Genomic DNA, 25,664 nt, shown 5'->3' with positions numbered 1-25,664 from the left:
TAGCGCACGTCACCTCTCCGAACTGAAGTTTGGACTTGGCGGTTCACTTTTCACGAGGAAAAGTATGGACCTAGCGGTCCTAAATCTGGCCGCGCGGAGACGGAGGATCGGCCATGAACCAGTACTACCTGCTCGGACGTTCGGGACTGCGGGTGAGCCGGCTCGCCCTGGGCACCATGAACTTCGGCGTTGACGGCTTCCACAAGACGTACGGAGTGACTGAGGAGGACTCGGAGCCGATTTTCCGGGCTTACGTGGAAGCCGGCGGCAACTTCGTCGACACGGCCGACTTCTACACCGCCGGTGAGAGCGAGCGGATCCTCGGCAGGCTGATCCAGCGGGCCGGCAACCGGGAGCGGCTGGTGCTGACCAGCAAGTTCACCAACAGCGTCGATCCGAGCGACCCGAATGCCAGCGGCAACGGACGCAAGCACATCATCCGGGCCGTGGAGGCTTCGCTGCGGCGGCTCCGCACCGACTACCTCGACCTCTACCTGCTGCACACCTGGGACCGGATCACCCCCGTCGAGGAGGTGGTGCGCACGCTCGACGACCTCGTGCGGTCGGGCAAGATCCGGCACGGCGGCCTGTCGGACGTCCCGGCCTGGTACGCGGCCCGCGCGCAGAGCTACGCCGAGGCGACCGGGATGGCTCCCCTGGTCACCCTGCAGCTGCCGTACTCGCTGGTGAACCGTGCGATCGAGCCCGAGTTCGTGCCGATGGCGCAGGCCCTGGGCATGGGCATCACGGTCTGGAGCCCGATCGCCGGCGGGTTGCTGACCGGCAAGTACCGCAGGTCGGCGGGCGGCGTCGACGGCACCGGGCGGCTCGCCGGTCAGGGCACGACCGTCAGCGAGCACGACTGGCGGGTCATCGAGACCCTCGAGGACGTGGCCGCCGCACTCGGCCGGCCGATGGCGCAGGTCGCGATCAACTGGGTCGCCACCCGGCCCGGCGTGGCCTCGGTGGTGCTGGGCGGCGGCCGCCCGGATCAGCTGACCAGCAACCTCGGCGCGCTCGACTTCGAGATCCCGGCCGACGCCCGGCGCCGGCTCGACGAGGCGAGCGCGATCCCGCCGGCCCTGCCCTACGCGATGTTCACGCCGGAATATCAGAACTGGATCGTCAGCCCCGGCCTGGGCATCGGCGACAAGCCGGCCGGCTACCACGAGCCGGTCTTCAACGCCGTACGGCAGTAGGGTCTGGCCCATGACTGGACTGACCAGCAAGGGGGCGGCCACGCGGGACCGGATCGTGCGGGCCGCCACCGAGCTGATCCTGGACCGCGGGGTCACCGGCATGACGCTCGACGAGATCCGGGTGGGCACCCGCACCAGCAAGAGTCAGCTGTTCCACTATTTCCCGGGCGGCAAGAGCGAGCTGGTCGGCGCGATCGCCGGATATCAGAATTCCCGGGTGATGGCGGCCCAGCAGCCGTGGCTCGAAAGACTCGACTCATGGGAATCGTGGCAGGGCTGGCGGGACGCTGTCGTCGCGTACTACAGCAACCTCACCCACAAATACTGCTCGGTGACCGCGCTGGTCAACGACGTCGCCCCGACTGAACCGGAGCTGGCCGCGCAGGTTTCCGCGTATGCCGATCAGTGGCGCGAGGACCTGGCCGCGGGCCTGCGGCGGATGCGCGACGGTGGCCTCCTGCGACCCTCGGCCGACCCCGAGCGGCTGGCCCTGACCGTATTCGCCTCGCTGCAGGGCGGCCTGCTGGTGATGCAGTCGCAGGACGACATCGAGCCCCTCGCGGCCGTGCTCGACGGCGCACTGGTCATGCTGCGTGCCTATGCGGCCGAGGATGGCGCAGCGGGTAGTAAGCGGGGCACCGCGCGGACGTAGACGACCATGCCGATCACCTCGACCAGCGTCTGCGTGACGACGACGGCGGCCGCCAGGGACAGGGCCTCGGGCAGGGCGAGGGCCAGCGGCAGCACGACCAGCGAGTTGCGGGTCGCGCCGGTGAACACGATCGCCCGGCTGGCGGGCCCGTCGAGGCGGAACAGGCGGGCCACGCCGAGCCCGGCGAACGCCATGACCAGCAGGAACAGGACGTAGAAGGGGATCACGCCGAACACGTCGGCGGTCAGCCGGGGTGTTTGCGAGGCGACCACGACGAGCAGACTCGCGGCCATCAGCGGGACCATGGTGGTGCCCAGGGCCGGCGCGAAACGGCGGCCCCACGTCTGGGTGGCCCAGGCCAGCGCGAGCGGGATGACGATCAGCACCAGGAACGCCTCGAGGAACGGGCCGGCCTCGACCACGTCGGCCAGGTCCGAGCCGAGGAACGCCAGCAGGTACAACGGCAGCAGCACCATCTGGGCGATCAGCAGCAGCGGAGTGGCCGCGAGCAGACGGTCGCTGCTGCCCCCGGCCAGCCCGCTGAACACGATGACGTAGTCGACGCAGGGCGCCAGCAGCACGAGCAGGAACCCCACCCGTGCGGCCTGATCCGACGGCAGGAAAGCGAACATCGCGGCCACCACGAGCGGCACCACGACGAAGTTGACCACGAGGGCGGCGGCCAGGAACCGGGTATCGCGCCACGATCGAACCAGGTCCCTCATCGGCACTTGGAGGAACGTGACGTAGAGCAGGGCTCCGAGCAGCGGGTTGATCGCGGGCTCGAGACCGGCGCCCGGCACCAGCAGGCCCAGAGTGACGCCGACGGCGATCGCCGACAGATAGATCGTGACCTGGTGCCTTTCCACCTGCCCATCATGGGGGTTTCCTGTGACACCGGGCCGCGGACCCCGCCGCGGCCGCGGAATCTCACAGAACTCGCTCAGAACCTCTGCGGAACCGGCCAGCCGCGGCCCCCAGCATCGGGCCATGAGCATGATTGACGTACGGGGCCTGACCAAACGCTACGGGCCCGCGACGGTGGTCGACGATCTCAGTTTCACGGTCGAACCGGGCCAGGTGACCGGGTTCCTCGGCCCCAACGGCGCCGGCAAGTCCACCACCATGCGCATGATCATCGGGCTGGTCGCGCCGGACCGCGGCACGGTCACGGTCGGCGGGCGCCGCTATCGGGAGCTGCCGGTGCCGCTGCTCGAGGTGGGCGCGCTGCTCGACGCGGGCGCGGTGCACGGCGGCCGTACGGCCCACGACCACCTGCTGGCCCTCGCGGTGAGCAACGGCCTGCCCCGCACGAGGGTCGGCGAGGTCCTTTCCCGTACGGGGATGGAAAGCGTCGCCGCCAAGCGCGCGGGCAGCTTCTCCCTCGGCATGCGGCAGCGGCTCGGCATCGCGGCCGCCCTGCTCGGCGACCCCCGCGTGCTGATCTTCGACGAGCCGGTCAACGGGCTCGACCCCGAGGGCATCCGCTGGGTGCGCGACCTGATGCGCTCGCTGGCCGCCGAGGGCCGGGCCGTGCTGGTCTCCAGCCACCTGATGAGCGAGATGGCCCAGACCGCCGACCACCTGATCGTCATCGGCCGGGGCCGGCTCATCGCCGACACCACCATCAGCGAGCTGACCCGGACGAGCGGGGCGGGCACGGTGCTGGTCCGCGCGGGCGACCCCGGCGGGCTGACCCGCAGGCTGACCGAGGCCGGCGCGACGGTGCACGAGGGGCTCGAGTCGTCGCTGATCGTCGCGGGCATCTCCGCCGGTGACATCGGCAAGCTGGCCGCCTTCCACGGGATCGTGCTCAGCGAGCTGACCCCGCAGCGGGCCTCGCTGGAGGACGCCTTCATGGCGCTCACCCGCGACAGCGTCGAGTTCCAGGGGGTGGCGGCATGAAGACGCTCCACTCGGAATGGATCAAGCTGCGCAGCCTGCGGTCGACGTGGCTCACGCTGGCCTGTCTCTTCGTCGTCGGGCTGGGCATCACCGCGCTGGCGGCCAACGCCACCGGGGACATCTGGGCCGAGGCCACCGCGGCCGACCGGCAGGTGTGGGACCCGACCGGGCACAGCCTGACCGCGTACATCGTCGCCCAGCTCATCGTCGGGGTGCTCGGCATCCTCGTGGTCACCTCGGAGTTCGCGACCGGGCTGATGAGCACCACGCTGACCGCCACCCCGCGCCGCACCCGGGTGCTGGCGGCCAAGGTGGCCCTGGCCGCGGTGGTCGCCCTCGTCGCGGGCGAGGCGCTGATGTTCGGCGCCTTCCTGATCGGGCAGCCGCTGATCTCCCGTCAAGGAGTGCCCAGCGCCGCGCTCGGTGACCCCGGTGTGCTGAAGGCAGTGCTCGCGGGCGGGCTCTACCTCGCGGCCATCGGTCTGCTGGCCGTCGGTCTGGGCGCCCTGCTGCGGGCCACGGCGGGAGCGCTGGCCACGCTGGTCGGGATCGTCTTCCTGGTGCCCGCGCTGGCCGGGCTGTTCCCGTCGTGGCTACGGGGGATCTTCGACTTCTGGCCGACCCTCGGCGGGGCGGCCGCGCTCAACGTCGTGCCCGACCCGGACTACCCGCACCCGTGGGTCAACCTGGCCGGGATGTGCCTCGCCGTGGCCGGGGTGCTGGTGGCCGCGTTCCTCGTCTTCCGCCGGCGTGACGTCGTCTGATGCCCCCGGCGGCCAAGACCTTCCGGCACCCGTACGCCGGTGCCCGCGCGGCGGCCGCGGCGCTGCTCGCCATGAGCGGCGTCGCGCTCGCCGGGCTGCTGCTGCTCGACGCCGGGCGGGTGGGTCGCCTCGACCGGCTCGCCGCGGCGGTGGTCGGGCTGGCGGCAGGCGCTCCGCTGCAGGTCGGCGCCGTGCCGTCGGGTGGGCTGCCGGTGGCCGTGAGCGGTCGCCTCGACGTGATGCCGCTGGGCGTGACCCTGGCCGGGATGGTCGTGCTCGGCGTGCTTCTCGCCCGCGGCGGCCGGGCGGGCTTGCTCTTGCGCGGCGGGACGGCAGTTGCGGTGTTCGCCGGTGGCGCCGGGATGGTCGCCTGGTTCGCGCGGGGCGCATTGACGCTGCCGGCGGGCGCCGGAGCAGACGTCGCTGAACTGCGGGCTTGCCCGTCTGACGCGACAGGTCTGCCCGGCCTGTCCGCCGGCGGCGGGGCCGGCTTGCCGGGGCTGTTCGGCCGCGGCGCTGCTGCGCCGGGGCTGCCCGGCCGCGGGGCTCTGGACGCGGGCTTCACCGTCAGCGTCGGCCCCGCGGTGGGTGGCGCCGCGATGCTGGCACTTGCCGTCGCCGCCTTGTGCTGGGTCATCCTGCGGTTCCCGGCCGCACGGGCCGGGGTTCGGGCCCTGCGGTGGCCGGCCCTCGGGATCATGGCCGTCGGCCTGTCGGCCGCGGCGGTCGTCGTCGGCCCCCCGGCGGCCGGCGGGCTCCTGCTCGCGCTGCCCCTCGGGCTGGCCCTGCCCTCGTCGCTGCACGCCGACGGTATGCTCGCCTGCGCGCTGGAAGGCCGCACGACTCCGATCCCGGTGCATCTCGCCGGTGTCATCGTCCTCCTGGCGGTTTGCGTGATCGTGGCCGTCGCGGCTCGTCACGTCAGCCCCGGCCGCCCTTTCCGGCGAGCTGCCGGTGTCGCGCTGGCGGCCGGGCTGGCCCTGGCCGCGATCGCCTTCGGGGCCTCGGTGTCGGCCGCTCTCGGCGTACGGGCGCTGATCTTCGCTTTGCCCCTGCTCGACGTGCGGCTGACCGTGAACCCCGGGATCGCGCTGCTCGTCGGCCTGGTTGTGGGTTCGGTGGCGAGCCTGCTGGTCGACGCTTTTCATAGGCTGACGGCATGACATCGCGCGCTGACGCCGAACACCTGCTGGTCGTGGACGACGAGGCGACCGTACGGGAATTGCTCTCGGCGACGCTGCGGTTCGCCGGTTTCCGGGTGAGCTCGGCCGGAACCGCCGCCGAGGCGATCAGCGCGGCCACCGCGGAGCCGCCCGACCTCGTGCTGCTCGACGTCATGCTGCCCGACATAGACGGCTTCGAGGTGGTGCGGCGGCTGCGCGAACAGCGTACGGGTGGCCGTGGCGGCCCGGTGCCGGTGCTGTTCCTGACCGCGCGCGACCGGCAGGCCGACAAGGTGACCGGGCTGTCGCTGGGCGCCGACGACTACGTGACCAAGCCGTTCGACCTGGAGGAGCTGATCGCCCGGATCCGCGCGATCCTGCGTCGTACGGGCGGCTCGTACACCGGCGAAATCACCGTCGGCGCGCTGGCGCTGGACACCGAGGGGCATCAGGTGACGCGCGACGGCCGGCCGGTCAAGGTCTCGCCGACCGAGTTCCGGCTGCTGCGCTACCTGATGGAGAACGCGGGCCGGGTCGTGACCAAGGCGCAGATCCTCGACCGGGTCTGGAACTACGACTTCGGCGGGGACGCCAGCATCGTCGACACATACATCTCCTATCTGCGCCGCAAGGTCGACATTGGGGAGCCCCGGCTGATCCAGACCGTGCACGGCGTGGGCTACGTGCTGCGGGAGCCACGCCAATGAGCCTTCGCGTACGCCTCCTGCTCATCACCGCCGCCCTGCTGCTGGCCGGCCTGGGGCTGTTCGGCACGGTCGTCTCCGGCCGGCTGTCGCACTACCAGGTCGACCGTCTCGACACCCAGCTCCGCTCGCTCACCCAGCTGCTCGCGCGCGTGCCCGCGGTGCAGCCCCGCCCGGCCGCCGACCCCGCGGTGCTGGATCCCGCGCTCGACCTGATCGGCGCCCCGTACCTCGTCTATCTGGACCCCGACGGGACGGTACTGCGGGGTGCCAGCTCGTCGCGGCTGGAGCCGTCGGTGTTGCCGTCCGCGGCCGACCTGCTGGCCCTGCCCATCGACGGCACGGGCGCCTTCCTGCCGGCCGCCGACGGCTCGGAGCGCTGGCGGGCCGTCGTCGCCCGGACGGCCGGCTGGGACGGCACCGTCGTGGCCGCGTCCCCGATGGCCGAGGCCGACGCCACCGTGGCCCAGCTGCGCCTGACCAGCCTGGCCGGCGGGGGAGTGCTGCTGGTCGTGCTGACCGGGCTGGGCTGGTTCGCCCTGGGCCGGGGGCTGCGGCCGCTGCGCCGGATCGAGCACACCGCGGCGGCGATCGCGGCCGGCGACCTGTCGCGGCGGGTGCCGGTCCTGGCCCGTACGGGCACCGAGCTCGGGCATCTCGCGGGCTCGCTCAACACCATGCTGGGCCAGCTCGAGCGCGCGTTCGCCGACCGGGCCGCGTCCGAGGCGCGGATGCGGACGTTCGTCTCCGACGTCAGCCACGAGCTGCGCACGCCGCTGTTCGTCATCAAGGGCTCGACCGACCTGCACCGGATGGGCGCGCTGGCCCAGCCGTCCGACGTGGACGACGCGATGCGCCGGATCGAGCGCGAGGCGACCCGGCTGACCGCGCTCACCGAGGACCTGCTGCTGCTGGCCCAGCTCGACGACGCCCCCGAGAGCCAGCTCGACCGGGCCCCGATGGACCTGCGCACGCTGGCCACCGACGCCCGGCACGACCTGCACGCCCTCGACCCGTCGCGCCCGATCTCGGTGACCGGGCCGGGCGGTGCGGGCCCGCCGGGACCGGCGCCGGTCGACGCGGACGAGGCCCGGCTGCGGCAGGTGGTGACGAACCTCGTCGGCAACGCGATCGCGCACACCCCGCCCGGCACATCCGTACGGGTCGGTGTGGGCACGGTGGACGGGCGGGCCGTGCTCGAGGTGGCCGACAGCGGGCCGGGCATGACGGCCGAGCAGGCCGGGCGGGTGTTCGACCGGTTCTATCGCACGGATCGGTCCCGCAGCCGTACGGGTGGGGCCAGCGCGGGACTGGGGCTGGCCATCGCCCGCTCGCTGGCCCGGGCGCACGGCGGCGACGTCGAGCTCGCGACGGAGGCCGGTCAGGGCGCCTGTTTCCGGCTCACACTGCCCCGGCTATAGCTTGGTTGACGGTATACCTTCGCCGCCGTACTATCGGCGCCGTGCAAGAGCCGACCTTCCTCATCCTGACCGCGCTGGCGGCCCAGCCGTTGCACGGTTACGGCATCGTCCAGTCCGTCGCCACGCTCTCCGACGGGGAGGTGAAGCTGCGCCCCGGCACGCTCTACGGCGCGCTCGACCGGCTCGATCAGCAGGGCCTGATCGCCGTCGACCGCGAGGAGCAGGTCGACGGCCGGCTCCGGCGGTATTACCGGCTCAGCGATCACGGCGCGGTCGTCCTGGCCTCGCAGGCGGAGCGGCTGCGCAGCCGGGCCGCCCTGGCCGAACGCCAGCTGGGCCTGCGCCCCGGTCCCGCCGGGGGTGCCGCATGAACCGCCTGCTGGTGGCCTATCCGGCGCGGCTGCGCCGCAAACACGGCGACGAGCTGATCGCGACCCTGGTCGAGATGACTGACGGCCGCCCGCCTATGTCCGACCGCACGCGTCTCGTGCTCGACGGCCTGCGCGAGCGGTTCCGGCCGCCGGTCCGCCGCCGCCCGATGGCCCTGCTCGCCGCCGTGTTCGCCCTGCTGGTGGGCGGGGCCCTCGGCGCCGCGGCCGGGTCCTGGCTGGGCACGCTGAGCTATGCCGAGCTGCCTGCCACCATCCCGGTCGGCGAGAAGATGACCCACGTCAACGTGGCCGACCGCTATCTGTGGGCCGAGGCCGCTTTCCCGTCCGGGGCCGACGCCGCCTACGCCGTGGAGCAGAGCCGCCGAGCGCTGGCCGCCGACGGCTGGCGACCCGGCCCGATCGGGTCCCGCGAGGGCGTCCTGACCAACGTCCACTTCGCCGCGGAACAGGGTGGCGTGCGCCTCGACGTCTACGCGTATCCCAGCCTGGGCACCGTCACGGTCGCCGGCTGGCCCACCCGCCCCGCGTCGTACGTGCCGCTGACGATCGCCGGCACCCTGCTCGGGCTGCTCGCCGGCTGGCTCGCCGGGGTCGCGCTGGCCCATCGCATCCAGGCCGCCCGCCGCCCGCTGCGCAGCGGGGTGCTGCTCACCATGGGGCTGGCGCTGGTCGCCCCGTCGGCGGTGGGTTTCGTGGCCTCCCTGTGGAGCTACCTGACCGTGGCCGACCCCCTGGGCACGGGCGGCCTGGTGCACGCCCAGGGGTTCGCCTTCGGCCCGACCCTCGACTTCATGCGCGTCTACGACATGGGCGAGGGGTGGTATCTCACGCCGAGCGACTTCCAGCAGCTACCGCTGTACGGCTTCGCGGTGATCGCCCTGGCCGCAATCCTGGCCCGCCCACGCTACGAATACGAGGCCGTGGCCCAATGACCGCTCTACTCCGACTGCACCACGGTGAAGGGCGGACGCACGCCCTCGGTGAGTTCGGCCGCCGCCTCCAGCGCCATCACCGCGCGGTCGCGGCTGCTGACGGCCGACTTCGCCGTGGAGTGCAGGGAGCCCAGGGCGACCAGATAGCCCGAGCCCACCGCGGCATAACCCGAGATCGTGTGGCCGATCTGGTAGTCGTCGCCGACGACGTAGAGGCGGCCGTGGATGCCGACGAGGAACTGCCCGCCCTGTTCCTGGCCGTCCTCCGTCCGCGCGTAGCCGCCCTTGGTGAGGCACTCGCGCACGGCGTCGATGAACGTGGTGGCCATGAACCGGTCGACGTCCCAGGTGTCGGGCTCCCCGACGTCCAGCGAGTAGCGCAGCAGCTGACCCATCCGATAGCTGGTGGTGAAGCCCATCAGGTAGGGCCCGACCTGGAACACCTTGGAGTCGGAGCGCACCGCGACATGCCAGCCGTCGCTGCCGGCCGAGTCGCCGCCGACGGTGACTGTGCGGCCGTCCGTGATCCCGACGATGCATGTCATGCCGTCACTCTGCACGGCCGGCGGGATCGTGCCAACCGCTTGCCGGGTGGCCGCCGGTGTCAGGTGCGCGCCGCTTCGACGCGCCTGACACCGGCGTGCGTCGCTACGACGAAGTGCAGGGGGTGCCGTTGAGGGTGAACGAGGACGGGCGGGGGTTGCTGCCGGTGTGGGTGGCGTTGAAGCCGAACGTGACGGTCGCGCCGGGGGCGAGGGTGCCGTTCCAGGAGGTGTTGGTCGCGGTGACTTGAGTGCCGGATTGGGTCACCGTGGCCGACCAGGCCTGGGTGATCCGCTGACCCGCGGCGTACGGGAAGACGAGGGACCAGGCGGTGACCGGGGTGGGGCCGTTGGTGATGGTGACCGAGCCGGTGAAGCCGCTGCCCCAGTCGTTGGTCGAGTAGGCGACCCGGCATCCGGCGGGCTGAGTGGGGGTGGGCGTCGGGCTCGGGCTCGGGCTCAGCGTGGGCGTCGGCGTCGGTTCGGGAGTGGGGGTGCCGTCCGGCTCGGCGCCCCAGACCAGCGTGTTGCCGTCGTAGAGCGTCACGCCGCGGTTGAGGCCGGCGGCCGCCTGGTAGGACGGGTCGTTGGCCGGGTTCCACGTGCCGCCCTCGGCGACGCCGATCTTGAGCTGGACCTCCATGCGGTGGGCGGACTGACCGGCCGGGGCGATCGAATAGCCGGTGCAGTCGACCTCGACGTACCAGACGGCGCCCGAGAACTGCTTCGCGCTCGTCGGCCCCGGGCAGCCCTGCGTGTAGGGCGAGCTCACGACCAGGGCGGCGTCGCTGTCCCGGGTGAAGTAGTAGCGGAACTTGCCGGCCGTCAGCGCGCGGGCCGGGAACGCCGACTTGTTGTAGACGATCGCCTTGACGCCGGTGGACCGGGTCTCGTTCTGCATGATCGTGGTCTCGACCGACAGCTCGGGGATGTCGGGCTGCTCGGCCTGCGGGAAGCCGGCCAGCGCGGGGCCGCCGAACTCGCCGTACAGCCGGGCCAGCGCCGACGTGAACCCGGCGTTGTAGTCGGTGGCGACCTCGTTCATCACGTAGTCGCCCCGGCTGTCGGTGTATTTGTCGTCCGGCGCCGACGGGCCGCCGACCAGGGCGCCGTAGAGCACGTGGCGGGTCTGCTCGGGCACCTGCTGGCTGTCCCACCACGACCCATGAGCCGTACGGTGGTGGGGGTTCTGCGGAGCGTTGGCCCCGAACCCGATCACATAGCTGGAGTTGCGCGGGTTGGCACCCAGGGCGTAGTCGATCTGCCGTACGGCGAAGTCGTGGTAGCGCTGCTTGCGCGTCGCGTCGGTGATCGCGTCGCTGTAGACGAGCGCGACGAACGCGGTGTTCGCGGCATACCGCAGCGCGCCCCACGTGTCGACGACGACCATGCCGCCGGGGGAGGTGCGCACCTTCTCACCGTTGACGCCGACCGTGAACCAGTCGAGCCAGCGGTTCGCGTCGTCCACGTACTTCTGCTTGCCGGTCAGCTTGGCCAGCAGCACGTAGTTGCCGTACTGCTTGTTGTCCCACGAGATCGTCCACTTGTACATCTTCGTGCTCGTCTGGTTCTCGTTGCCCTGCGCGTCGTAGCCGGCCTCGGCCTTGGCCAGATAGGCCGCGTCACCGGTGGCCCGGTGCAGCCAGATCGCGCCCCACACCAGCTCGTCGGCGTAACCGCTCCACGACCGGTAGAACGACGTCGCGTCGGTGATGCACTCGTGATAGCTCTTCCGCACCGTGTCGGCGAAGGTGTAGAGCTGCTTCGCATGAGTCAAAAGCGTTTCCGCGTACGAGGGATCGGTCGCCCGGAAGACCATCGAGCTCGCCGCCATGGCCGCCGCCGTCTCCGCCGCGAGTTCCGTACCGCCACAACTGGCATCGATCTTGTAAGCAGGCCGCGCCATGGGCATGACCTCGGCCGGGCCCCACCACTTGTGGTCGTCATCGCCCTTGCCGACCTGGCCGTAGAGCACGTTGGCCGAGGGATGCGCCTTGATGAAGTAGTCGTTGGGCACCCGCAGGTTGTTGAGCAGGTGGGTCAGCTGCCCGGAATTCGAGTAGGCGGCCCGGTTCTCGATCGCACCCCAGGCCAGCATCGTGGTCGTGAACGCCATGGGCAACCCGAACTTGACGTGATCGCCCGCGTCGAACCAGCCCCCGGTCAGATCCAGCCCGACATCCTGCCCGTCCCGCATCGCCGAGTCACCCCGCCAGGAAACCCGATTCCACGCCGGCTTCTTGCCGGAAACCTGCGCCTCATAGAAGAACAGCGACTTCTGCAGCGCCTCGCCGTAGCTGTAGGCGGGCGCCGCGGCCGCTCCCGCCTGACCCATTGCCGCTTGACCCGCGGTCGCTTTGCCGGGTGCCGCCGCTCCCGCCCGGGCCGCAGTTGCCCCGCCGGGTGCCGCCGCTCCCGCCCGGGCCGCAGCGGTTCCGGTAGGGGCCGCCGCCGCACCGCCGGGCGCGGCGAGCCAGACAAGGCCGAGAACAAGGACAGCCAGGAGGGCACGGGCTTTCATGGGCATCTCCTCGGGGATTGACCGTCATCGTTACATGGGAGCGCTCCCAATTCAATGGTGTGAACAGCCGGTTTCCGGCACGCTCAACCCGTGTCCACACTGCGCCCCGGCGCCGACTTCCACGCCGCAGCCCAAACGATCCTGCTCGCGGAACGCCGACGCCTGGCCACCCTGCTCACCGCCCGCCACGAACTTCTCCTGGTCGGCGGCAGCTCCCTGCCCAACACCCTGACCAAGGGCGACGTCGACCTCCACCTACGCGTCCCCGACCAGGACTTCCCCGCCGTGATAGCCGCACTGAGCAAGATCTACACAAAGGTCCATGCCGAGATCTGGCAGTCCACGCTGGCAACGTTCGCCGTCCCGACCGCAGCACCTCACCCTGAGTCGCCAGCCGCGGCCACGCCCGAGCCGGCTTCGCATGGCCCGATCACTGTGCCTCCGCCGGGTTCGGCAACAGTTGTTTCGCCCGGGGTGGCCGCGACCCCTCCATCCCGGCCGGACGCCGGTGCCCCGGACCTGCCGATCGGCGTTGCCTTAACGCCGATCGGCTCGGCACACGACCTCCGCTTCACCCGCACCTGGCAACTCCTGTCCGCAGACCCGGCGCTGGTTGCCGCCTACAACGCCGTCAAGCTCCGACACTGCGATGATCCGCCGGCATACGAGCGTGAAAAGTCCGCCTTCTTCGACTCGCTGATCGACTGACCATCCCGCGGACCGGCCGACGGCTTGCCGGTCAGTTCGCGAATGTCCGACTCGCCGTTTCGTCAGCTGACAGATTGCCCGGCTCTCAACCAGCCGCGACGGATCCCCCATTCCGGCAGGCGAACGACGCCACCGCTCCTCGGCCCGCCGATCCCGCCGCCCGCGGATCCCACGGCTCATTGGCCCGCCGCTCGGGACCCCCACAGCTCATCGTCCACCGCCCGTCGCATCACCGCCCGTCGGCCCGTCGGCCCGGCCCCTGCGGTGCGGTCCGCGCCTGTGACTCTGATCCGCTGCTTCACCGCGCGAGCGTTGGTTGATCAGTCTCGGCAGGTCGTGGCCCGGTTTTCACGCGACGGACACGGCGTTGCAATGGGAGCGCTCCCATGTCACGATGCTCATCAATACGCCGGTGCCGGAGGAACCTCTGAGCGGCCCGAATTCCCCCATGCAGCCGACCCGCATCCCCACGCCGGGGTTCGGCGAGTGAGATTGAGGAGTCCTTACGTGACAAAAAGGACGATCGCCGCCCTCGTGGCGGCCCTGATCGCCATGTTCATCGCCACCCCGGCCCAAGCTGCCCCGCCCGCGACCACCACGATCGCCACCGGCTACGGCCACACCTGCACGATCGACGACGGCAACCTGTATTGCTGGGGCGGCAACTACAGCGGCCAGCTCGGCGACGGCACGATCGTGGCCAAGACCTCGCCCGTACGGGTCGGCACCGCCACTTGGACGAGCGTCGACGGTGGCACGAGCTTCACGTGCGGCATCCGTACGGGGGGAACGCTCTGGTGCTGGGGCGGGAACACGCGAGGGCAGCTCGGCAACGGCGCGACCACCCGGCAGACCACCCCGGTGCAGGTCGGCACATCGGCCGGCTGGGCCAGTGTGAGCGCCGGCGACAGTCACACGTGCGCCATTCGTACGGAGGGAACTCTGTGGTGCTGGGGCTTCAACCGCTTCGGGCAGCTCGGTGACGGCGCGGCCGTTTACACCGCGTCCGCGCCGCTGCAGGTCGGCACCGCGAGTAACTGGGCCAGCGTCACGGCCGGTTACGCCCACACCTGCGCCACCCGTACGGACGGTTCGCTGTGGTGCTGGGGCGACAGCTCGACCGGGCAGCTCGGCGTCGGCGTCCTCGGCTACCGCACCACGCCGGCCCAGGTCGGCACCGGCACCAACTGGGCCGGCGTGACGGCCGGCTACCTGTTCACCTGCGGGGTCCGCACCGACAGGTCGCTGTGGTGCTGGGGCGAGAACGGCTACGGGCAGCTGGGTGTCAGCGGCACCTACCAGGCCGCGCCGGTGCAGGTCGGCAGCGTGACCACGTGGGCCGGGGTCGTCGCCAGCTTCGACACGGCGTGCGCGACCCGGGCCGACGGCAGCCTGTGGTGCTGGGGCAACAACGCATCCGGTCAGCTCGCCGACGGCACCACCACGCACCGCTACGCTCCCGTGCGGATCGGCGACGCCACGAGCTGGACGGGCAACGCCTCGGCCGGGCATCACACGTGCGGGATCCGTACGGACGAAAGCCTGTGGTGCTGGGGCAATAACGACAACGCGCAGGTCGGCGACGGCACCACGACCGCGCGGACCGCCCCGGTGCGGGTGACCCTGCCCGCATGACCCAACGGCGACCCCGCCTGCGACTCGATTCGGTCGTAGGCGGGGGAGGCCGTTATCTCACAGCCCGTTCCGCGTCCACGCCTCGAACGACGTGAGCGGAATGCCGAGCGCCCGCGCGAATTCGGGCCGGGCCGGCTGCCCCGCCAGATTCATCAATTCCATCGAAAGCCCCGCGTACGCCGGCATTCCCGCCTCGAGCGCCTCCGCCTCGGTCATGTCGGGCGCGCTCAGCGGGGCACCGAGCGCCCTTCCCAGCGTCTCGGCAATCGCCGTCATCGGCAGATAATCACTGGCCAGTTCGAGCTCGACCCGATGGAACCGCTCCGGCTCGGCCACGGCCGCCGCCGCCGTGACGCCGATGTCGTGCACCGCCACCAGCGACAACCGGGTCGACGGCTTGAGCACCGTCACGATGCCGCCCGCCACCCCGCGCGGCATCAGATAGGACGCGTCGAGCCGGAAGTTCTCCATGAAGAATCCCGGCTTGATGAGCGTCCAACGTGGAAAACCCGCTTCCCGTACGCGGTCCTCGATGCCTTTCTTGGCCGCGTAGTACGGTTCGAGCGCCTTCCACCGTCCCGTTTCGTGCCCCGGCGCGGTAGCGAGCCGATCCGATCCCGACACCGACGTGTGCACGAATTGCGGCACCTCCGCGGCTCGGGCGGCCCCGATGAGATTGACGGCCTGCCGCAATTCGCCGTCGAAGTCGAAGGCTCCGTCGACGATTTCGGCCATCTGCACCGAGAAGACGGCTCGAGCCCCGCGCGCCGCCGCGAGCAGCGAGTCACGGTCCTTCAGGTCGCCGGTGACAAGCTCGGCCCCCAGTTCGGCGACGGCCCGCGCCCGCTCCGTCGCCGGATCACGCACCAACGCCCGTACGGGAATGTTTGCCAGCAGCAGCGCGCGAGCGGCCGCCCCACCCTGCTGACCCGTGGAGCCCACCACCAGAACCGGCGCGGTCATCTCTCGCCTCCCCAAACGGCGACCCCCGCCGTTTCCGTGCCGCTAAGATACGGCGGACCCCGCCACTTGGCAACCGTGAGGAGACGTGATGACCGGCCAGCGCGCCGACGCCCGCCGCAACTACGCGTTGCTGCTGGCCGTGGCCGAGGAGGCGATCGCCGCCGAGGGCGCCGACGCGTCCCTGGAACAGATCGCGCGCACGGCCGGGGTCGGCTCGGGCACCGCTCGCCGGCACTTCCCGACCCGGCATGCCCTGCTCGAGGCGGTCTTCCGCAAGCAGATAGACACGCTCGCCGACCACGCCCGCGACCTGGCCGAACACCCCGACGCCCGGGCCGCCCTGCTCGACTGGCTGGGCGGCGTGCTGCGGTTCGCCGCCACCACGCGCGGCCTGGCCGAGGCCCTCAACCGCGACCACACCGCGGCCCCCGGCGAACCGCACGAACACTGCGCCACAGCCCGCCTGACCGCGGCCGGCACCCCCCTGACCCACCGAGCGGCGCCCTGTCTGACCCCCGGCGTCACCATCACCGACCTGCTCAACCTGGTCACCGGCATCGCCCTGGCCACCGAACACCACCCGCACGCCGCCACCGAGGCCGACCGCCTCCTGCACCTGACGGTCGCCGGAATCAGCCCTGCTTGACCTCGCGCAGCCGCCCGGTCTCGACCTCGTAGACGAACCCGCGCACCGAGTCCTTCACCGGAATGAACGGATCGTCGAGGATCCGGCGCACCGACTGCCGTACGTCCTCGTCGAGATCGGGGAACGCCTCGGCCGCCCACGCGGGCTTGATCCCGGTCTCGGCCTGGATCGCCGCCTTGAACTCGTCGTCGGTGAAGGTCAGCATCCCGCACCCGGTGTGATGAATCAGAATGATCTCGGTCGTGCCCAGCAGCCGCTGACTGATGGCCAGGCTCCGCAACTGATCGGCCGTGATCACCCCGCCCGCGTTGCGGATCACATGGGCGTCCCCCTCGGCCAGACCGAGCAGCCCGTACGGGTTGAGCCGCGCATCCATGCACGCTACGACGGCGACGTGCTTGGCCGGCGGCAGCGGCAGTTCCCCTTTGTCGAACGCCGCGGCGTAGTGCTCCGCATTAACCAGAAGTTCGTCGGTCACACTCATGACCCAACCCTACTCACCTCGTAGGGATTAGGGACCCGCATGAGCCGGGGTGGATCCGTCGATCGCGGCCTTCGCCAACCACTCGCCGAGCAGCGGGGCAAACTTGAAGAGATTTTCCCCGTACGCGGTGAGGACCGCCCCGCTGCGCAAAAAGCGGAAGCCGTCACTCAGCCCGAGATTGTTGCTGCAGTAGAGCCGATCCACGATCCGCGGCTCGAGCCCCGGCAGCTCCCGGGTCACGTAGTCGACGACCGCCGCCCGCGAATTCCGCTCGGCCACCTCCGTCCCCAACTCCCAGGCAACGTCCGCTGCCTCGACGTCATAGCCGACCGCCCACGTACCCGCCGTGGTCAGATGCTGATAGGAGTCCGAGTTGATCCAGCAAGGCATCGGCCCCTTCATGTCGGCCCGCACCGGAAAACTGAACCGCACGTGATGCTCCAGCCGATCGGGAACCGCCAGCCCCAGCCCTGCGGTGAGCCCGGCTGTCCCCGCCCCCGCACAAACAACCACCGCATCGAACTCGTCCACGCCGGCGTCCGAGGCCGTGCCGAGTGAATCGGCGAGGTCGTTCGCGCTGAAGCGGACCCGGACTCGGCCGCCGGATTCTTCGACGCTTTCGACCGTGGCTCGCCGCACGCGGTTGCCGATCGCGTCGAGCAGAAACGTCCGGATCCGGTCGACCCGAATCGCCCCACCCGCCGGATCCACGAGCGACGGCCCATCGATCCGGGCGGCCGGCAACCGAAGCTGCTCCGGCTGTTTGTCGACTACCTCATGCAGGGCGCCCACCTCAGCCATGGCGGCGGCCCACGCCTCGACGGGCCCGCCACTCACGACGGTGCTGACCACGTCGATCAACGGCACGCCGGCCCGCTCGCTCCACCCCGCGTAGAGCCGCCCCGACTCGGTCGCCAGCTCGACCATGTCGGGATAGGCGTGGGCGTGCCGAAAGATGCGCGTCTCCCCGGCCGACCGTTTCGCCATCGGCGCCGCCGGCTCGAAGCACGTCACGTCGATCCCACGCTCGACCAGCGCCAACGTCGTCGACAGCCCGACCACGCCGCCACCCACCACAGCCACTCTCATGTCCGAACGCTAACCAAGACCCGTCGATCCCCGGTTTCCCCGTCCCGAGTGGTGAGAGAGCCCCTGCCCGGCGGCCGCGAGGCGCCGTGACCTCCTGCGGAGGACGCCTTTAGCACTCGCGTCTGTGCGGCGGCCCAAAGCGAACCAGACTAGCCTCCTAGGATGCCGGAAGAGGGCGGCCCGGGATCACGTCAGGACTCGGCGGACGGCGACGGCGGTGGACGGCGATGTCCGGCTTCCGTCACTACAGCGGGCCGAGTAACGGTGACGCGTGGGGACCCGCGGCCAGATGGGGCGCGGCGGGCCACCGCGCGGCGAGAGCGATGGAATGGGACGCGCCGACTGCGGATCAGCCGGGTTGGCTCGACGACGCTGAGTCGTACGGGGGCCGCTTGTCGGGAAACGGTGACACCCCCGAGCGCTGAGCCGTGCCAGGATCGAGCCGGGCGATCACCCGCTCGTCTGCCGGACCCCACGGAGGAACGATCACTGTGCTCACCGACCTCTCCCCGGATCAGCTCGCCACCTATCGCAGCAGCCAGAAAGCCCCCGACGGGTTTGACGAGTTCTGGGCCGAGACCCTCGCCGAGGCGGCCAAGCACGATGTCGACGTGCGCCTGCAAGAGGTCGCCACTAACCTCGAGACCATCACCACGTACGACGTGACGTTCCGGGGCTTCGCGGGTCAGGATGTGCGGGCCTGGCTGCGGGTGCCCGCCCACGCCACCGGTCCGCTGCCCGCCGTGGTCCAGTTCGTCGGGTACGGCGGTGGTCGCGGCCACGCCCTGGAAAACCTGCTTTGGGCCTCGGCCGGGTTCGCGCATCTGCAGATGGACACGCGGGGCCAGGGCTCGGGCTGGAGCCTCGGCGACACCCCGGACGAGGCGCCCTCGCAGCCGCAGGTTCCGGGTGTCATGACGCGCGGCATCCTCGACCCGGCCACCTACTACTACCGGCGCATGTTCACCGACGCCGTCCGGGCCGTGGACGCCGCGCGCAGCCTCGACGTGGTCGACAATTCCCGGATCGCGGTGCTCGGTGGCAGTCAGGGCGGCGGCAACGCGCTCGCCGTCGCCGGGTTGCGGGACGACCTGGCCGCGGCGGTCGCGTTCGTGCCGTTCCTGTGCGACTTCCCGCGCGCGCTGCAGGTGACGGAGTCGTATCCGTACAAGGAAATCATCGACTATCTCGTCGTGCACCGGACAGAGGTCGAGCCCGTACGCCGCACGCTGGCCTTCTTCGACGGCGTGAACTTCGCCGCCCGCGCGGCCGCGCCCGCCCTGTTCTCGGCCGCGCTGCGCGACACCGTGTGCCCGCCGTCCACCGTGTTCGGCGCCTTCCACGAATACGGGGGCGAGAAGGAGATCGAGGTCTGGGAGTTCAACGGCCACGAGGGCGGCGGCATCCTCGACGAGGCCCGCGCCCTGGAGTTCCTGCGCGGCCGGCTCTGATGGGCCGCCCTGTCCTGCCGGGCTTCCACCCGGACCCGAGCGTGTGCCGGGTGGGGGAGGACTACTACCTGGTCTGCTCCAGTTTCGAATACTTCCCGGGCGTGCCGGTGTTCCACAGCCGCGACCTGATCAACTGGCGGCAGATCGGCAATGCCCTCGACCGGCCGTCCCAGCTGCCGCTGCCCGACGACACCGAGGCGTCGGGCGGCATCTACGCGCCGACGTTGCGGCACCACGACGGCCGGTTCTGGATCATCACGACCAACGTGTCGGGCGGCGGCAATTTCATCGTCACGGCCGAGCGGCCCGAGGGCCCGTGGAGTGAGCCGGTCTGGATCGATCTGCCCGGCATCGACCCCGACCTGGCCTGGGGCGACGACGGCACCTGCTGGGCGGCGGTCTCGGGCACGCAGATCGCGCGGATCGACCCCGTCGCGGGCAAGGTGCTCGACGGCCCGTTCCCGGCGTGGGCGGGCACCGGCCTGCAATATCCGGAGGCGCCGCACCTCTACCGGGTCGGCGGCTGGTGGTATCTGCTGATCGCCGAGGGCGGCACCGAGCGCGGTCACACCGTCGCCATGGCCCGGGCGCGCACCCCGCTCGGCCCGTGGGAGCCCGCCCCCGCCAACCCGTTGGTCACCCACCGCAGCACCGACAAGCCGATCCAAAGCACAGGCCATGCCGACCTCGTACGGGATCCGGAAGGCACTTGGTGGATGGTGCTGCTCGCCACCCGGCCCAGGGGCAAGACGCCCGCCTTCCACGTGCTCGGCCGCGAGACGTTCCTGGCCCGCGTGCAGTGGGTCGACGGCTGGCCCCAGATGGGCGAGGTGGGGTCGCCGAGCGGGCCGCCCCCGGCCGCGGAACGCGACGACTTCGACTCCGCTGCCCTGGCCCCGCAGTGGGTCTCTCCCCGCCGGCGGCCGGACGACTCATGGTCGCTCACGGACCGTCCCGGCTGGCTCACCCTGCACGCCACCGGTGACACCCTGGACCGGCCCGGCTGCACGTTCCTCGGCCGCCGCCAGCAGCATCACGACACCCGCGTCACGACCCGGCTCGACCCGGGGACGGCCACGGCCGGTCTCTCCGTACGCCTGGACGAGGCCCACCACTACGATCTGGAGCTCTCGGACGGCCGGGCCCGGGTGGTGGCCCGGATCGGCCCGTTGCGTCAGGTCGTGGCTGAGCAGCCGGTGCCGCCCGGCCCGATCGACCTGACCGTCGAGACCCGCACCGCCGACGCGCTTCAGGCCCCGGATCTGATCGCGTTCCGGGTCGCCGACGGCCCGCCCCTGGCCGAGCTGGACGGCCGTTATTTGTCGACCGAGGTGGCCACCGGCTTCACGGGCCGCGTGATCGGCCTCTATGTCACCGCCGGCACGGCCGCGTTCGACTGGTACACCGCCGAGCCGCTCACGCCGGAACCGCCTCGATGACACCCGACGGCGGGGCAGCGCCAGCCGGTCTCACCCAGCCGGCCCGCCACCCCCGACCGCCGCCGCCACCTCGGGCAGATCGACCAAGGTCACAACCAGTTCCCCGTACGCGGCCAGGATCGCCTTCGCGAAGGTCCCTCGACCGCGTCGGCCCAGGCCGGACAGCCTCGAACACGCGTTTCATCGCAACTCCTCCCCGTGACGTTCGTCCACAGTGTTCTCCTCGAACGGAAGGGGGATGGGCCAAGTTCTGGTAGCCTCCAGGGGCCGCACGGTGGGTGCGGCGCTCTGTTCGAGGGAATGACGCCTGTGATCTCGGTGGACCCAGCGGCCGCCTGACTTGGTGCCAGGTGCGGCGGCCCGACGTTTGTCTCGTCCGCGAACGCACAGAGGGTTCTCACTAGCTTGAACTTGGATTCTCGTATTCAGCAGTCCGTCGTGGCCAATCTGTCCGGTCGACCGGCGGCGGCCGAGGTCGGGCCGTTCGTCTTCGGGCTCGACCCGAGCACCGACAGCCCGCACATCAACTACGCCAGCCCGCGGCCCGGCGCGGCCGTCACCGAAGCCGACGTCACCGAGCTGGTGGCGGCGTTCCGCGCGGCCGGTCGGCGGCCGCGTCTGGAATATGTCGTCAACTGCGCCCCGGGCCTCGAGGCGCTCCTGGCCGCGGCCGGGTTCGGCGTCGAGGAGCAGCACGAATATCTCGTCTGCGAGGCCGGCACGCTGACGCTCCCGGTCGTGCCGGCGGGGTTCGCCGTGCGCGAGCCGGACGCCGACCCGGAGCGGGTGGCGATGGTCGCCGCGCAGAACGAGGCCTTCGGCGGCGAGCCGACGGCCACCGACGAGGATGCTGCCCGGGTGCTGCGCTCGCAGTCCCGGGGCGGGGTGGCGATCATGGCCGTCGCGGCCGACGGCACCTGCGCCGGCGGTGGCACCGCGGTCGCCCCGAACGACGGGGTCAGCGAGGTCGGCGGCATCGGCGTTCGTCCGGCGTACCGGCGCCGGGGGCTGGCAGGGGCGATCACCGCGGCCGTCACCGAGCGGCTGTTCGCCGCGGGCGCGGATTTGGCCTGGCTGGAGGCGTCCGGCGAGGACTCGTGGCGGGTCTACGAGCGGGTCGGCTATCGGCCGGCCGGCCGGCGGCTCTACATGAGCCTGGACTGACAGCTCTCCTCCGGCGGCGGCCAAGAGGGTCGACAGGGAATGGGATACTCGGGGTCGCCGCCGAGGGGGATGGATGTCGTTCCGGTATTTCGTCTACATCAGCGATGCCAAAGTGGAGATGCTGCTGCAGCAGATCGAGCCCGGCGCCCTGCGCAAGCACACGTCGGAGGTCGGGCTGGGGTTGCAATTCCTCACGGCCAAGCGGGCCGGCGAGACCCTGGCCGGGGCGGAACGCACGGCGCGGCTCGAGCGGGTCGTGCGGCACCTTACCGACTTCGGTGACCTGGGCACGATCGACGAGCCGGGCCAGTTCTTCTGGGGCCTGCTCCCGCTGCGCTGGGGCCCGACCGTCGGAGCCGACGGCTTCCCGATGATCTATTTCGGCGGCCGCGCGGGCAAGACGATCCTGGGCCTGGGCGGCTCCCGGGCCCACGTCTTCGGCGCCCCGCCCGGCCCCGACCAGCAGGTGCTGCCGGTCGGCCGGTCGATGCTGCCGTCGCTGCTGGAGGGCATCACCCGGGTCGACGGCGCCGACGCCCCCGAGGCCGTCCGCGCGGCGACCGACGCCCTGCGCGGCCCGGAGCAAAACATGGAGTTCATCGCCAAGCGCCTGATGGACGAGCCGGGCCCGGAAGGCGAGCGGGTGCTGCTGGGCTCCCCGCTCTACGTGGCGCTGGTGGATTGATCTGGGGGCTCGTTCTCGAGCTCGTCCCATCGGTGCTTGCCGCGATTGTCGAGGCCGGGCGGCACACGGCGGCGGTTCACGCCGTACCAGGCGGTGCCGGACTGCAGCTCACGAACTCGCGTACGGTTGCGCGCAGGTGCCGCGCCAGACATCGTTCATCACTTCCTTGCTGATCGTGTCGTCACCGCACGGGATGCCCGTCCCACCCCCACTCAAACCCCGCGGCCCCATCAGGGTCCGACGTGCACGAACTGGGCCCAGGCGGTCGGATGCCCCGGGTCACGCTTCCGGGCGCGCAGCACGGCCCGGTGCAGCTCCCGCGCCGGGTCCTCGGCCGGTCGGCCCGCGTAGAAGTCGCGGACCGTCCAGCAGCAGGGTGCGCCCCTGTTCCAGCGCCGCGAGCGCGTCGGCCGAGGCGTCTGTGCCGGCGCGCTCGCCGTGCTCCAGCAGCACGGCCGCCGTGTCCGAGGCGATCGCGCCGCGGCCCGGTGGTCGAGACGACGTTGCCGCAGGCGGCCCAGTAGCCCCTTCGGGCTCATTCGGGCGCCTGGTGGCCGGCCGTCTCCTCATCTCTGGCGCGCGGCGACGGCGTCTTCCCGGCGCGTGCGGGCGCGACGGGTCCGTCGGAGTGGCGTCCGGGGGTCTTCTCGGGCAGCGGCTGGGTGAAGACCCACTGCTTGGCATAGATTTTGTCGCCGACGCGGTAGCCGGGTGCGACCACCACCGACACCGCCTGGTCCCGGTCCGCTCCGTCCCAGAGCTGTTGACTGCTGTCGTCGATCGCCGCGCCCTCGACACAGTCGAGCGTCCATGCGTGACCGTGCCCGGTCGCGTTCGCCCGGTCCTTGAGGTCGGTGGCCGCGTCGCGGAGCCGGCTGAACTCGGCCGGCGCGATCGTGATGTGGTGCTGTTGCAGGTCCGCCAGCAATTCTTCGGACGGCTGGAGGTCATAGGCGCGATCGAACAGCAGCCGTGACAGGTTCTGCATGATCAAGGCGCGGTGGTGCTCAGTCTTGGCCAGCCCGGAGACCGCGAACACCAGGTCCTGCTGGATGAATTGCTTGAGCCGCGGCAAGATCTCCTGGTGCTGCAGGTGGTCGGCGGACACCAGGTCGTTGCGCTGCCGGGTCATCTCCTGGCTGAGCTTGCTGATGCGCAGGTCGTGGCGGACCAGCATCTGCTCCAGCGCGGTCTGCTGACGCACCGCGTCCGGGGCCGCGGGGTTGGTCAGCACGTCGCTGACCACCTGCCGGAAACCGTAGTAGTCCTTGGCCGCGTGGTCGAGATCGGTGCGCAGCCGTTTGACCTCGTCCCGGAGCTCTTTGATCTCCTTCTCGGCGGCCTTGCCGGCAAGGCCGAGATATTCAAGAATGCCCATGTCTGCTTCCATCTCTGTGGAGTCCGTTCGCGAGAAGTGTCAGTAGGCCGTGTCGAACCGCAGGGTGCAGGTCATCTGTTCGCCGGTGTGCTCGTTGACGGCCTCCACCTCGATCTCGGTGTTGCCGAACCGGAACATGACCCGGACGCTGCGTTGTTCGAGCGGCAGGCTCATCGCGTCGCCGAGCTGCACCGTGAGGTTGCCGATCGATTCGGCGGCCGTCTCGTCGACGTAGACCGGATCCCGCGGCACCGTGCGGTAGAAGGTGAAGCTGAGGGAGGTCTGCTCCGGGTCCAGCGGCGAGAAGGAGTGGTTGACCATGTCGTCCAGCTCGGCCGAATCCCCGTTGCGGATGAAGATCTGATAGCGGCCGGTGCACCACGCCTTGCCGTTGTGGTCGAGCCACCGCTTGGTCTGCGGGTCGACGTTGGGCCGGAACGCCATCGCCGAGTCGCAGCCGTAGGTGTAGCGGGCCAGCCGCGACCGGATCATCGACGGGTCGTAGCCGTAGTGGGCGGCGCCGAGCAGCACGGCCCCGGCAGGATCGGTCGGCACCATCAGCGTCGCGTTCGCGCCGAAGTGGTTCTGCAGCCGCAGTTGCAGGTAGGACGCCGCGGACAGCCCGCCGACGAGCAGCAATCGCTCCGATCCGCCGGCCGGGCCGTCCTTCTCCCGCACTTCCTGGATCTGCTCCTCGACCAGCTCGATGATGCTGATCACGACCGAGTCGAACAGTCGGCGGCACTCGTCGGGCTGCACGGCGAGCCGGTGCGCGCCGCCCGGGAGCCCGGCCAGCCGCTCCTTCACCTCCTCGCTGAGCAGCTCGTTGATCTCACCCGGGATGGGCAGGAAGACCGGGCGCTGGAACACCGGCTCGCCGTCCGGCCCGATTTCGGCCTCGGCGGTCACTTTGAAGGACTCCCACGCGTCGACCATCGCGGCCAGCGCGTGCGGGCACTCCTGCTGGATCCGGGCCATGACCTCGGGGCCGCCGAACCGTTCGCCCAGCACCTCTTCGACGAACGCCTGGTTGATGTACTCCGAGCCGAGTTTGCCGCCGGCGGCCCGGGCGATCTGGGCCAGCCGGGGCCGGTTGTCGGCGCCCGACCGGTTCACCCGATACGAAGTGATGTCGACCGTGCCGCCACCGCAGTCCACCACGGTGAACCGCTGGTTGTCGGCCGTGATGTCGACGTCGTTCTGCGTGCCCAGCACCCGGGTCAGATGAATCAGGCAGTGCAGCGCGGCCACCTCGGGCTCGATCGCGAGCAGCAACCGGTCCGGATCCTTGGGCAGGCCGGCCTCCTCGGCCGCGTCCCGCATCAGCTGCTTCTCCTGCTCGTCCCAGATCGCCGGGATCGTGATGCACCAGCGCACCTGATCGTCGAGGTAACCGCTGCGGCCGATCTCGTCCATCGCGATGCCGTACATGTAACGCAGGTAGGCGACCACGAGCGGGTAGGCGTCGCGGGGCGAGTCGATCGTGCGGGCACCGATGCCGGGCGGGCTCATCCCCTGATACGAGTCGGGTTTGAGGGCCATCTTGAAGCCACTGACGTAGGTGTACTGATCGTGTGCGCGGTCCTGCGACAGATCGAGCCAGCGCTGCCGGGCGAGGTGTCCGTATTCGGTGACCTCACCCTCCGCGTCGAGGAGCAGCGCGGTCAGGTTCTTCGGGTAACGCATGCCCGAGCCGGGCCACCGCTCCCGGAGGACCAGCCGGCGCTGGCTCGTGTCCCGGTTGGCTTCCGTGACCTCGCACCAGGCGTACCCGGTGCCGTGGGTGCCGAAGTCGATCGCCGCGACCACTGGCCATGTCGATTCCAT

The 25,664-nt window shown here is 71.0% G+C and carries 24 protein-coding genes; 16 read left to right on the top strand and 8 right to left on the bottom strand.

Annotated elements, in window-relative coordinates; translation table 11 throughout:
* Positions 1-113: 113 nt before the first annotated feature.
* Both JKJ07_RS00270 and JKJ07_RS00265 read left to right on the top strand, forming a co-directional pair.
* Positions 114-1,199 carry an aldo/keto reductase gene (locus JKJ07_RS00270; protein ID WP_202989098.1) on the top strand — a complete coding sequence of 362 codons (1,086 nt, stop codon included), beginning with the start codon at positions 114-116 and terminating at the stop codon, positions 1,197-1,199.
* 10 nt (positions 1,200-1,209) lie between these two features.
* Positions 1,210-1,851 (top strand): TetR/AcrR family transcriptional regulator, encoded by a 642-nt coding sequence (locus JKJ07_RS00265; RefSeq protein ID WP_202989097.1) that lies wholly within the window; start codon positions 1,210-1,212, stop codon positions 1,849-1,851.
* On the opposite strand, the gene JKJ07_RS00260 is transcribed toward JKJ07_RS00265, so the two are convergent.
* Positions 1,797-2,720, bottom strand: a complete 924-nt coding sequence (locus JKJ07_RS00260) for an arsenic resistance protein (protein ID WP_307834069.1) — start codon at positions 2,718-2,720, stop codon at positions 1,797-1,799. The genes JKJ07_RS00265 and JKJ07_RS00260 overlap by 55 nt on opposite strands.
* 127 nt (positions 2,721-2,847) lie before the next feature.
* Here JKJ07_RS00260 and JKJ07_RS00255 point away from each other — a divergent pair, with 127 nt between their 5' ends.
* Genes JKJ07_RS00255 through JKJ07_RS00225 form a run of 7 tightly spaced genes read left to right on the top strand, consistent with a single transcriptional unit; the run spans position 2,848 to position 9,132 of the window.
* Complete coding sequence (locus JKJ07_RS00255; RefSeq protein ID WP_202989918.1) at positions 2,848-3,756, top strand: ABC transporter ATP-binding protein; 909 nt, start codon at positions 2,848-2,850, stop codon at positions 3,754-3,756.
* Positions 3,753-4,520: an ABC transporter permease gene (locus JKJ07_RS00250; protein ID WP_202989095.1), complete on the top strand. Its 768-nt coding sequence runs from the start codon at positions 3,753-3,755 to the stop codon at positions 4,518-4,520. The genes JKJ07_RS00255 and JKJ07_RS00250 overlap by 4 nt, the downstream gene beginning before the upstream one ends.
* Positions 4,520-5,683 (top strand): hypothetical protein, encoded by a 1,164-nt coding sequence (locus tag JKJ07_RS00245; protein WP_202989094.1) that lies wholly within the window; start codon positions 4,520-4,522, stop codon positions 5,681-5,683. Before JKJ07_RS00250 ends, JKJ07_RS00245 begins: the two co-directional genes overlap by 1 nt.
* Positions 5,680-6,390, top strand: coding sequence for a response regulator transcription factor (locus JKJ07_RS00240; RefSeq protein WP_202989093.1), 711 nt, complete (start codon positions 5,680-5,682; stop codon positions 6,388-6,390). Before JKJ07_RS00245 ends, JKJ07_RS00240 begins: the two co-directional genes overlap by 4 nt.
* Entirely contained in the window at positions 6,387-7,808 is a 1,422-nt protein-coding gene (locus JKJ07_RS00235) for a sensor histidine kinase (protein WP_202989092.1), read from the top strand. Before JKJ07_RS00240 ends, JKJ07_RS00235 begins: the two co-directional genes overlap by 4 nt.
* A gap of 41 nt (positions 7,809-7,849) precedes the next feature.
* A complete protein-coding gene (locus JKJ07_RS00230) occupies positions 7,850-8,179 on the top strand; it encodes a PadR family transcriptional regulator (protein ID WP_202989091.1) in 330 nt (109 codons plus the stop codon).
* Positions 8,176-9,132: a hypothetical protein gene (locus tag JKJ07_RS00225; protein ID WP_202989090.1), complete on the top strand. Its 957-nt coding sequence runs from the start codon at positions 8,176-8,178 to the stop codon at positions 9,130-9,132. The genes JKJ07_RS00230 and JKJ07_RS00225 overlap by 4 nt, the downstream gene beginning before the upstream one ends.
* A 5-nt stretch (positions 9,133-9,137) precedes the next feature.
* Here the strand turns inward: JKJ07_RS00225 and JKJ07_RS00220 are convergent, their stop codons facing one another.
* Both JKJ07_RS00220 and JKJ07_RS00215 read right to left on the bottom strand, forming a co-directional pair.
* Positions 9,138-9,677 carry a hypothetical protein gene (locus JKJ07_RS00220; RefSeq protein WP_202989089.1) on the bottom strand — a complete coding sequence of 180 codons (540 nt, stop codon included), beginning with the start codon at positions 9,675-9,677 and terminating at the stop codon, positions 9,138-9,140.
* A 103-nt stretch (positions 9,678-9,780) separates the two neighbouring features.
* The gene (locus JKJ07_RS00215; protein WP_202989088.1) at positions 9,781-12,009 is read right to left on the bottom strand and encodes a glycoside hydrolase family 9 protein; all 2,229 of its coding nucleotides are present in this window, start codon (positions 12,007-12,009) and stop codon (positions 9,781-9,783) included.
* A 276-nt stretch (positions 12,010-12,285) separates the two neighbouring features.
* Here JKJ07_RS00215 and JKJ07_RS00210 point away from each other — a divergent pair, with 276 nt between their 5' ends.
* Together JKJ07_RS00210 and JKJ07_RS00205 are read left to right on the top strand one after the other, a co-directional pair.
* Positions 12,286-12,903, top strand: a complete 618-nt coding sequence (locus JKJ07_RS00210; RefSeq protein WP_202989087.1) for a hypothetical protein — start codon at positions 12,286-12,288, stop codon at positions 12,901-12,903.
* A 507-nt stretch (positions 12,904-13,410) separates the two neighbouring features.
* The gene (locus tag JKJ07_RS00205; RefSeq protein WP_307834068.1) at positions 13,411-14,538 is read left to right on the top strand and encodes an RCC1 domain-containing protein; all 1,128 of its coding nucleotides are present in this window, start codon (positions 13,411-13,413) and stop codon (positions 14,536-14,538) included.
* A gap of 57 nt (positions 14,539-14,595) precedes the next feature.
* Here the strand turns inward: JKJ07_RS00205 and JKJ07_RS00200 are convergent, their stop codons facing one another.
* The gene (locus JKJ07_RS00200; protein ID WP_202989085.1) at positions 14,596-15,501 is read right to left on the bottom strand and encodes an NmrA family NAD(P)-binding protein; all 906 of its coding nucleotides are present in this window, start codon (positions 15,499-15,501) and stop codon (positions 14,596-14,598) included.
* 88 nt (positions 15,502-15,589) lie between these two features.
* On the opposite strand from JKJ07_RS00200, the gene JKJ07_RS00195 reads away from it, so the two are divergent.
* Positions 15,590-16,147: a TetR/AcrR family transcriptional regulator gene (locus JKJ07_RS00195; RefSeq protein WP_236028136.1), complete on the top strand. Its 558-nt coding sequence runs from the start codon at positions 15,590-15,592 to the stop codon at positions 16,145-16,147.
* Here the strand turns inward: JKJ07_RS00195 and JKJ07_RS00190 are convergent.
* Entirely contained in the window at positions 16,134-16,631 is a 498-nt protein-coding gene (locus JKJ07_RS00190) for a beta-class carbonic anhydrase (protein ID WP_202989083.1), read from the bottom strand. The genes JKJ07_RS00195 and JKJ07_RS00190 overlap by 14 nt on opposite strands.
* A gap of 27 nt (positions 16,632-16,658) precedes the next feature.
* Positions 16,659-17,720: an NAD(P)/FAD-dependent oxidoreductase gene (locus JKJ07_RS00185; protein ID WP_202989082.1), complete on the bottom strand. Its 1,062-nt coding sequence runs from the start codon at positions 17,718-17,720 to the stop codon at positions 16,659-16,661.
* Positions 17,721-18,211: 491 nt separating this feature from the next.
* Between JKJ07_RS00185 and JKJ07_RS00180 the strand changes: the two genes are divergently transcribed.
* The 4 genes from JKJ07_RS00180 to JKJ07_RS00165 all read left to right on the top strand — a co-directional run bounded on the left by JKJ07_RS00180 (position 18,212) and on the right by JKJ07_RS00165 (position 22,459).
* On the top strand, positions 18,212-19,171 hold the full coding sequence (locus tag JKJ07_RS00180; RefSeq protein WP_202989081.1) for an acetylxylan esterase: 960 nt from the start codon (positions 18,212-18,214) through the stop codon (positions 19,169-19,171).
* The gene (locus JKJ07_RS00175; RefSeq protein ID WP_202989080.1) at positions 19,171-20,610 is read left to right on the top strand and encodes a glycoside hydrolase family 43 protein; all 1,440 of its coding nucleotides are present in this window, start codon (positions 19,171-19,173) and stop codon (positions 20,608-20,610) included. Before JKJ07_RS00180 ends, JKJ07_RS00175 begins: the two co-directional genes overlap by 1 nt.
* A 438-nt stretch (positions 20,611-21,048) precedes the next feature.
* Entirely contained in the window at positions 21,049-21,774 is a 726-nt protein-coding gene (locus tag JKJ07_RS00170; RefSeq protein WP_307834067.1) for a GNAT family N-acetyltransferase, read from the top strand.
* A gap of 73 nt (positions 21,775-21,847) precedes the next feature.
* Positions 21,848-22,459 carry a DUF7019 family protein gene (locus JKJ07_RS00165; protein WP_202989079.1) on the top strand — a complete coding sequence of 204 codons (612 nt, stop codon included), beginning with the start codon at positions 21,848-21,850 and terminating at the stop codon, positions 22,457-22,459.
* Positions 22,460-22,994: 535 nt separating this feature from the next.
* Here the strand turns inward: JKJ07_RS00165 and JKJ07_RS00160 are convergent.
* Both JKJ07_RS00160 and JKJ07_RS00155 read right to left on the bottom strand, forming a co-directional pair.
* The gene (locus JKJ07_RS00160) at positions 22,995-23,837 is read right to left on the bottom strand and encodes a hypothetical protein (RefSeq protein WP_202989078.1); all 843 of its coding nucleotides are present in this window, start codon (positions 23,835-23,837) and stop codon (positions 22,995-22,997) included.
* A gap of 39 nt (positions 23,838-23,876) precedes the next feature.
* A complete protein-coding gene (locus JKJ07_RS00155) occupies positions 23,877-25,664 on the bottom strand; it encodes an Hsp70 family protein (protein WP_202989077.1) in 1,788 nt (595 codons plus the stop codon).

The organism is Paractinoplanes lichenicola (assembly GCF_016785085.1).
Lineage (GTDB): Bacteria > Actinomycetota > Actinomycetes > Mycobacteriales > Micromonosporaceae > Actinoplanes > Actinoplanes lichenicola.
Note: the sequence above shows the minus strand (reverse complement) of the source record. Positions and strands in the feature narration are given on the sequence as shown.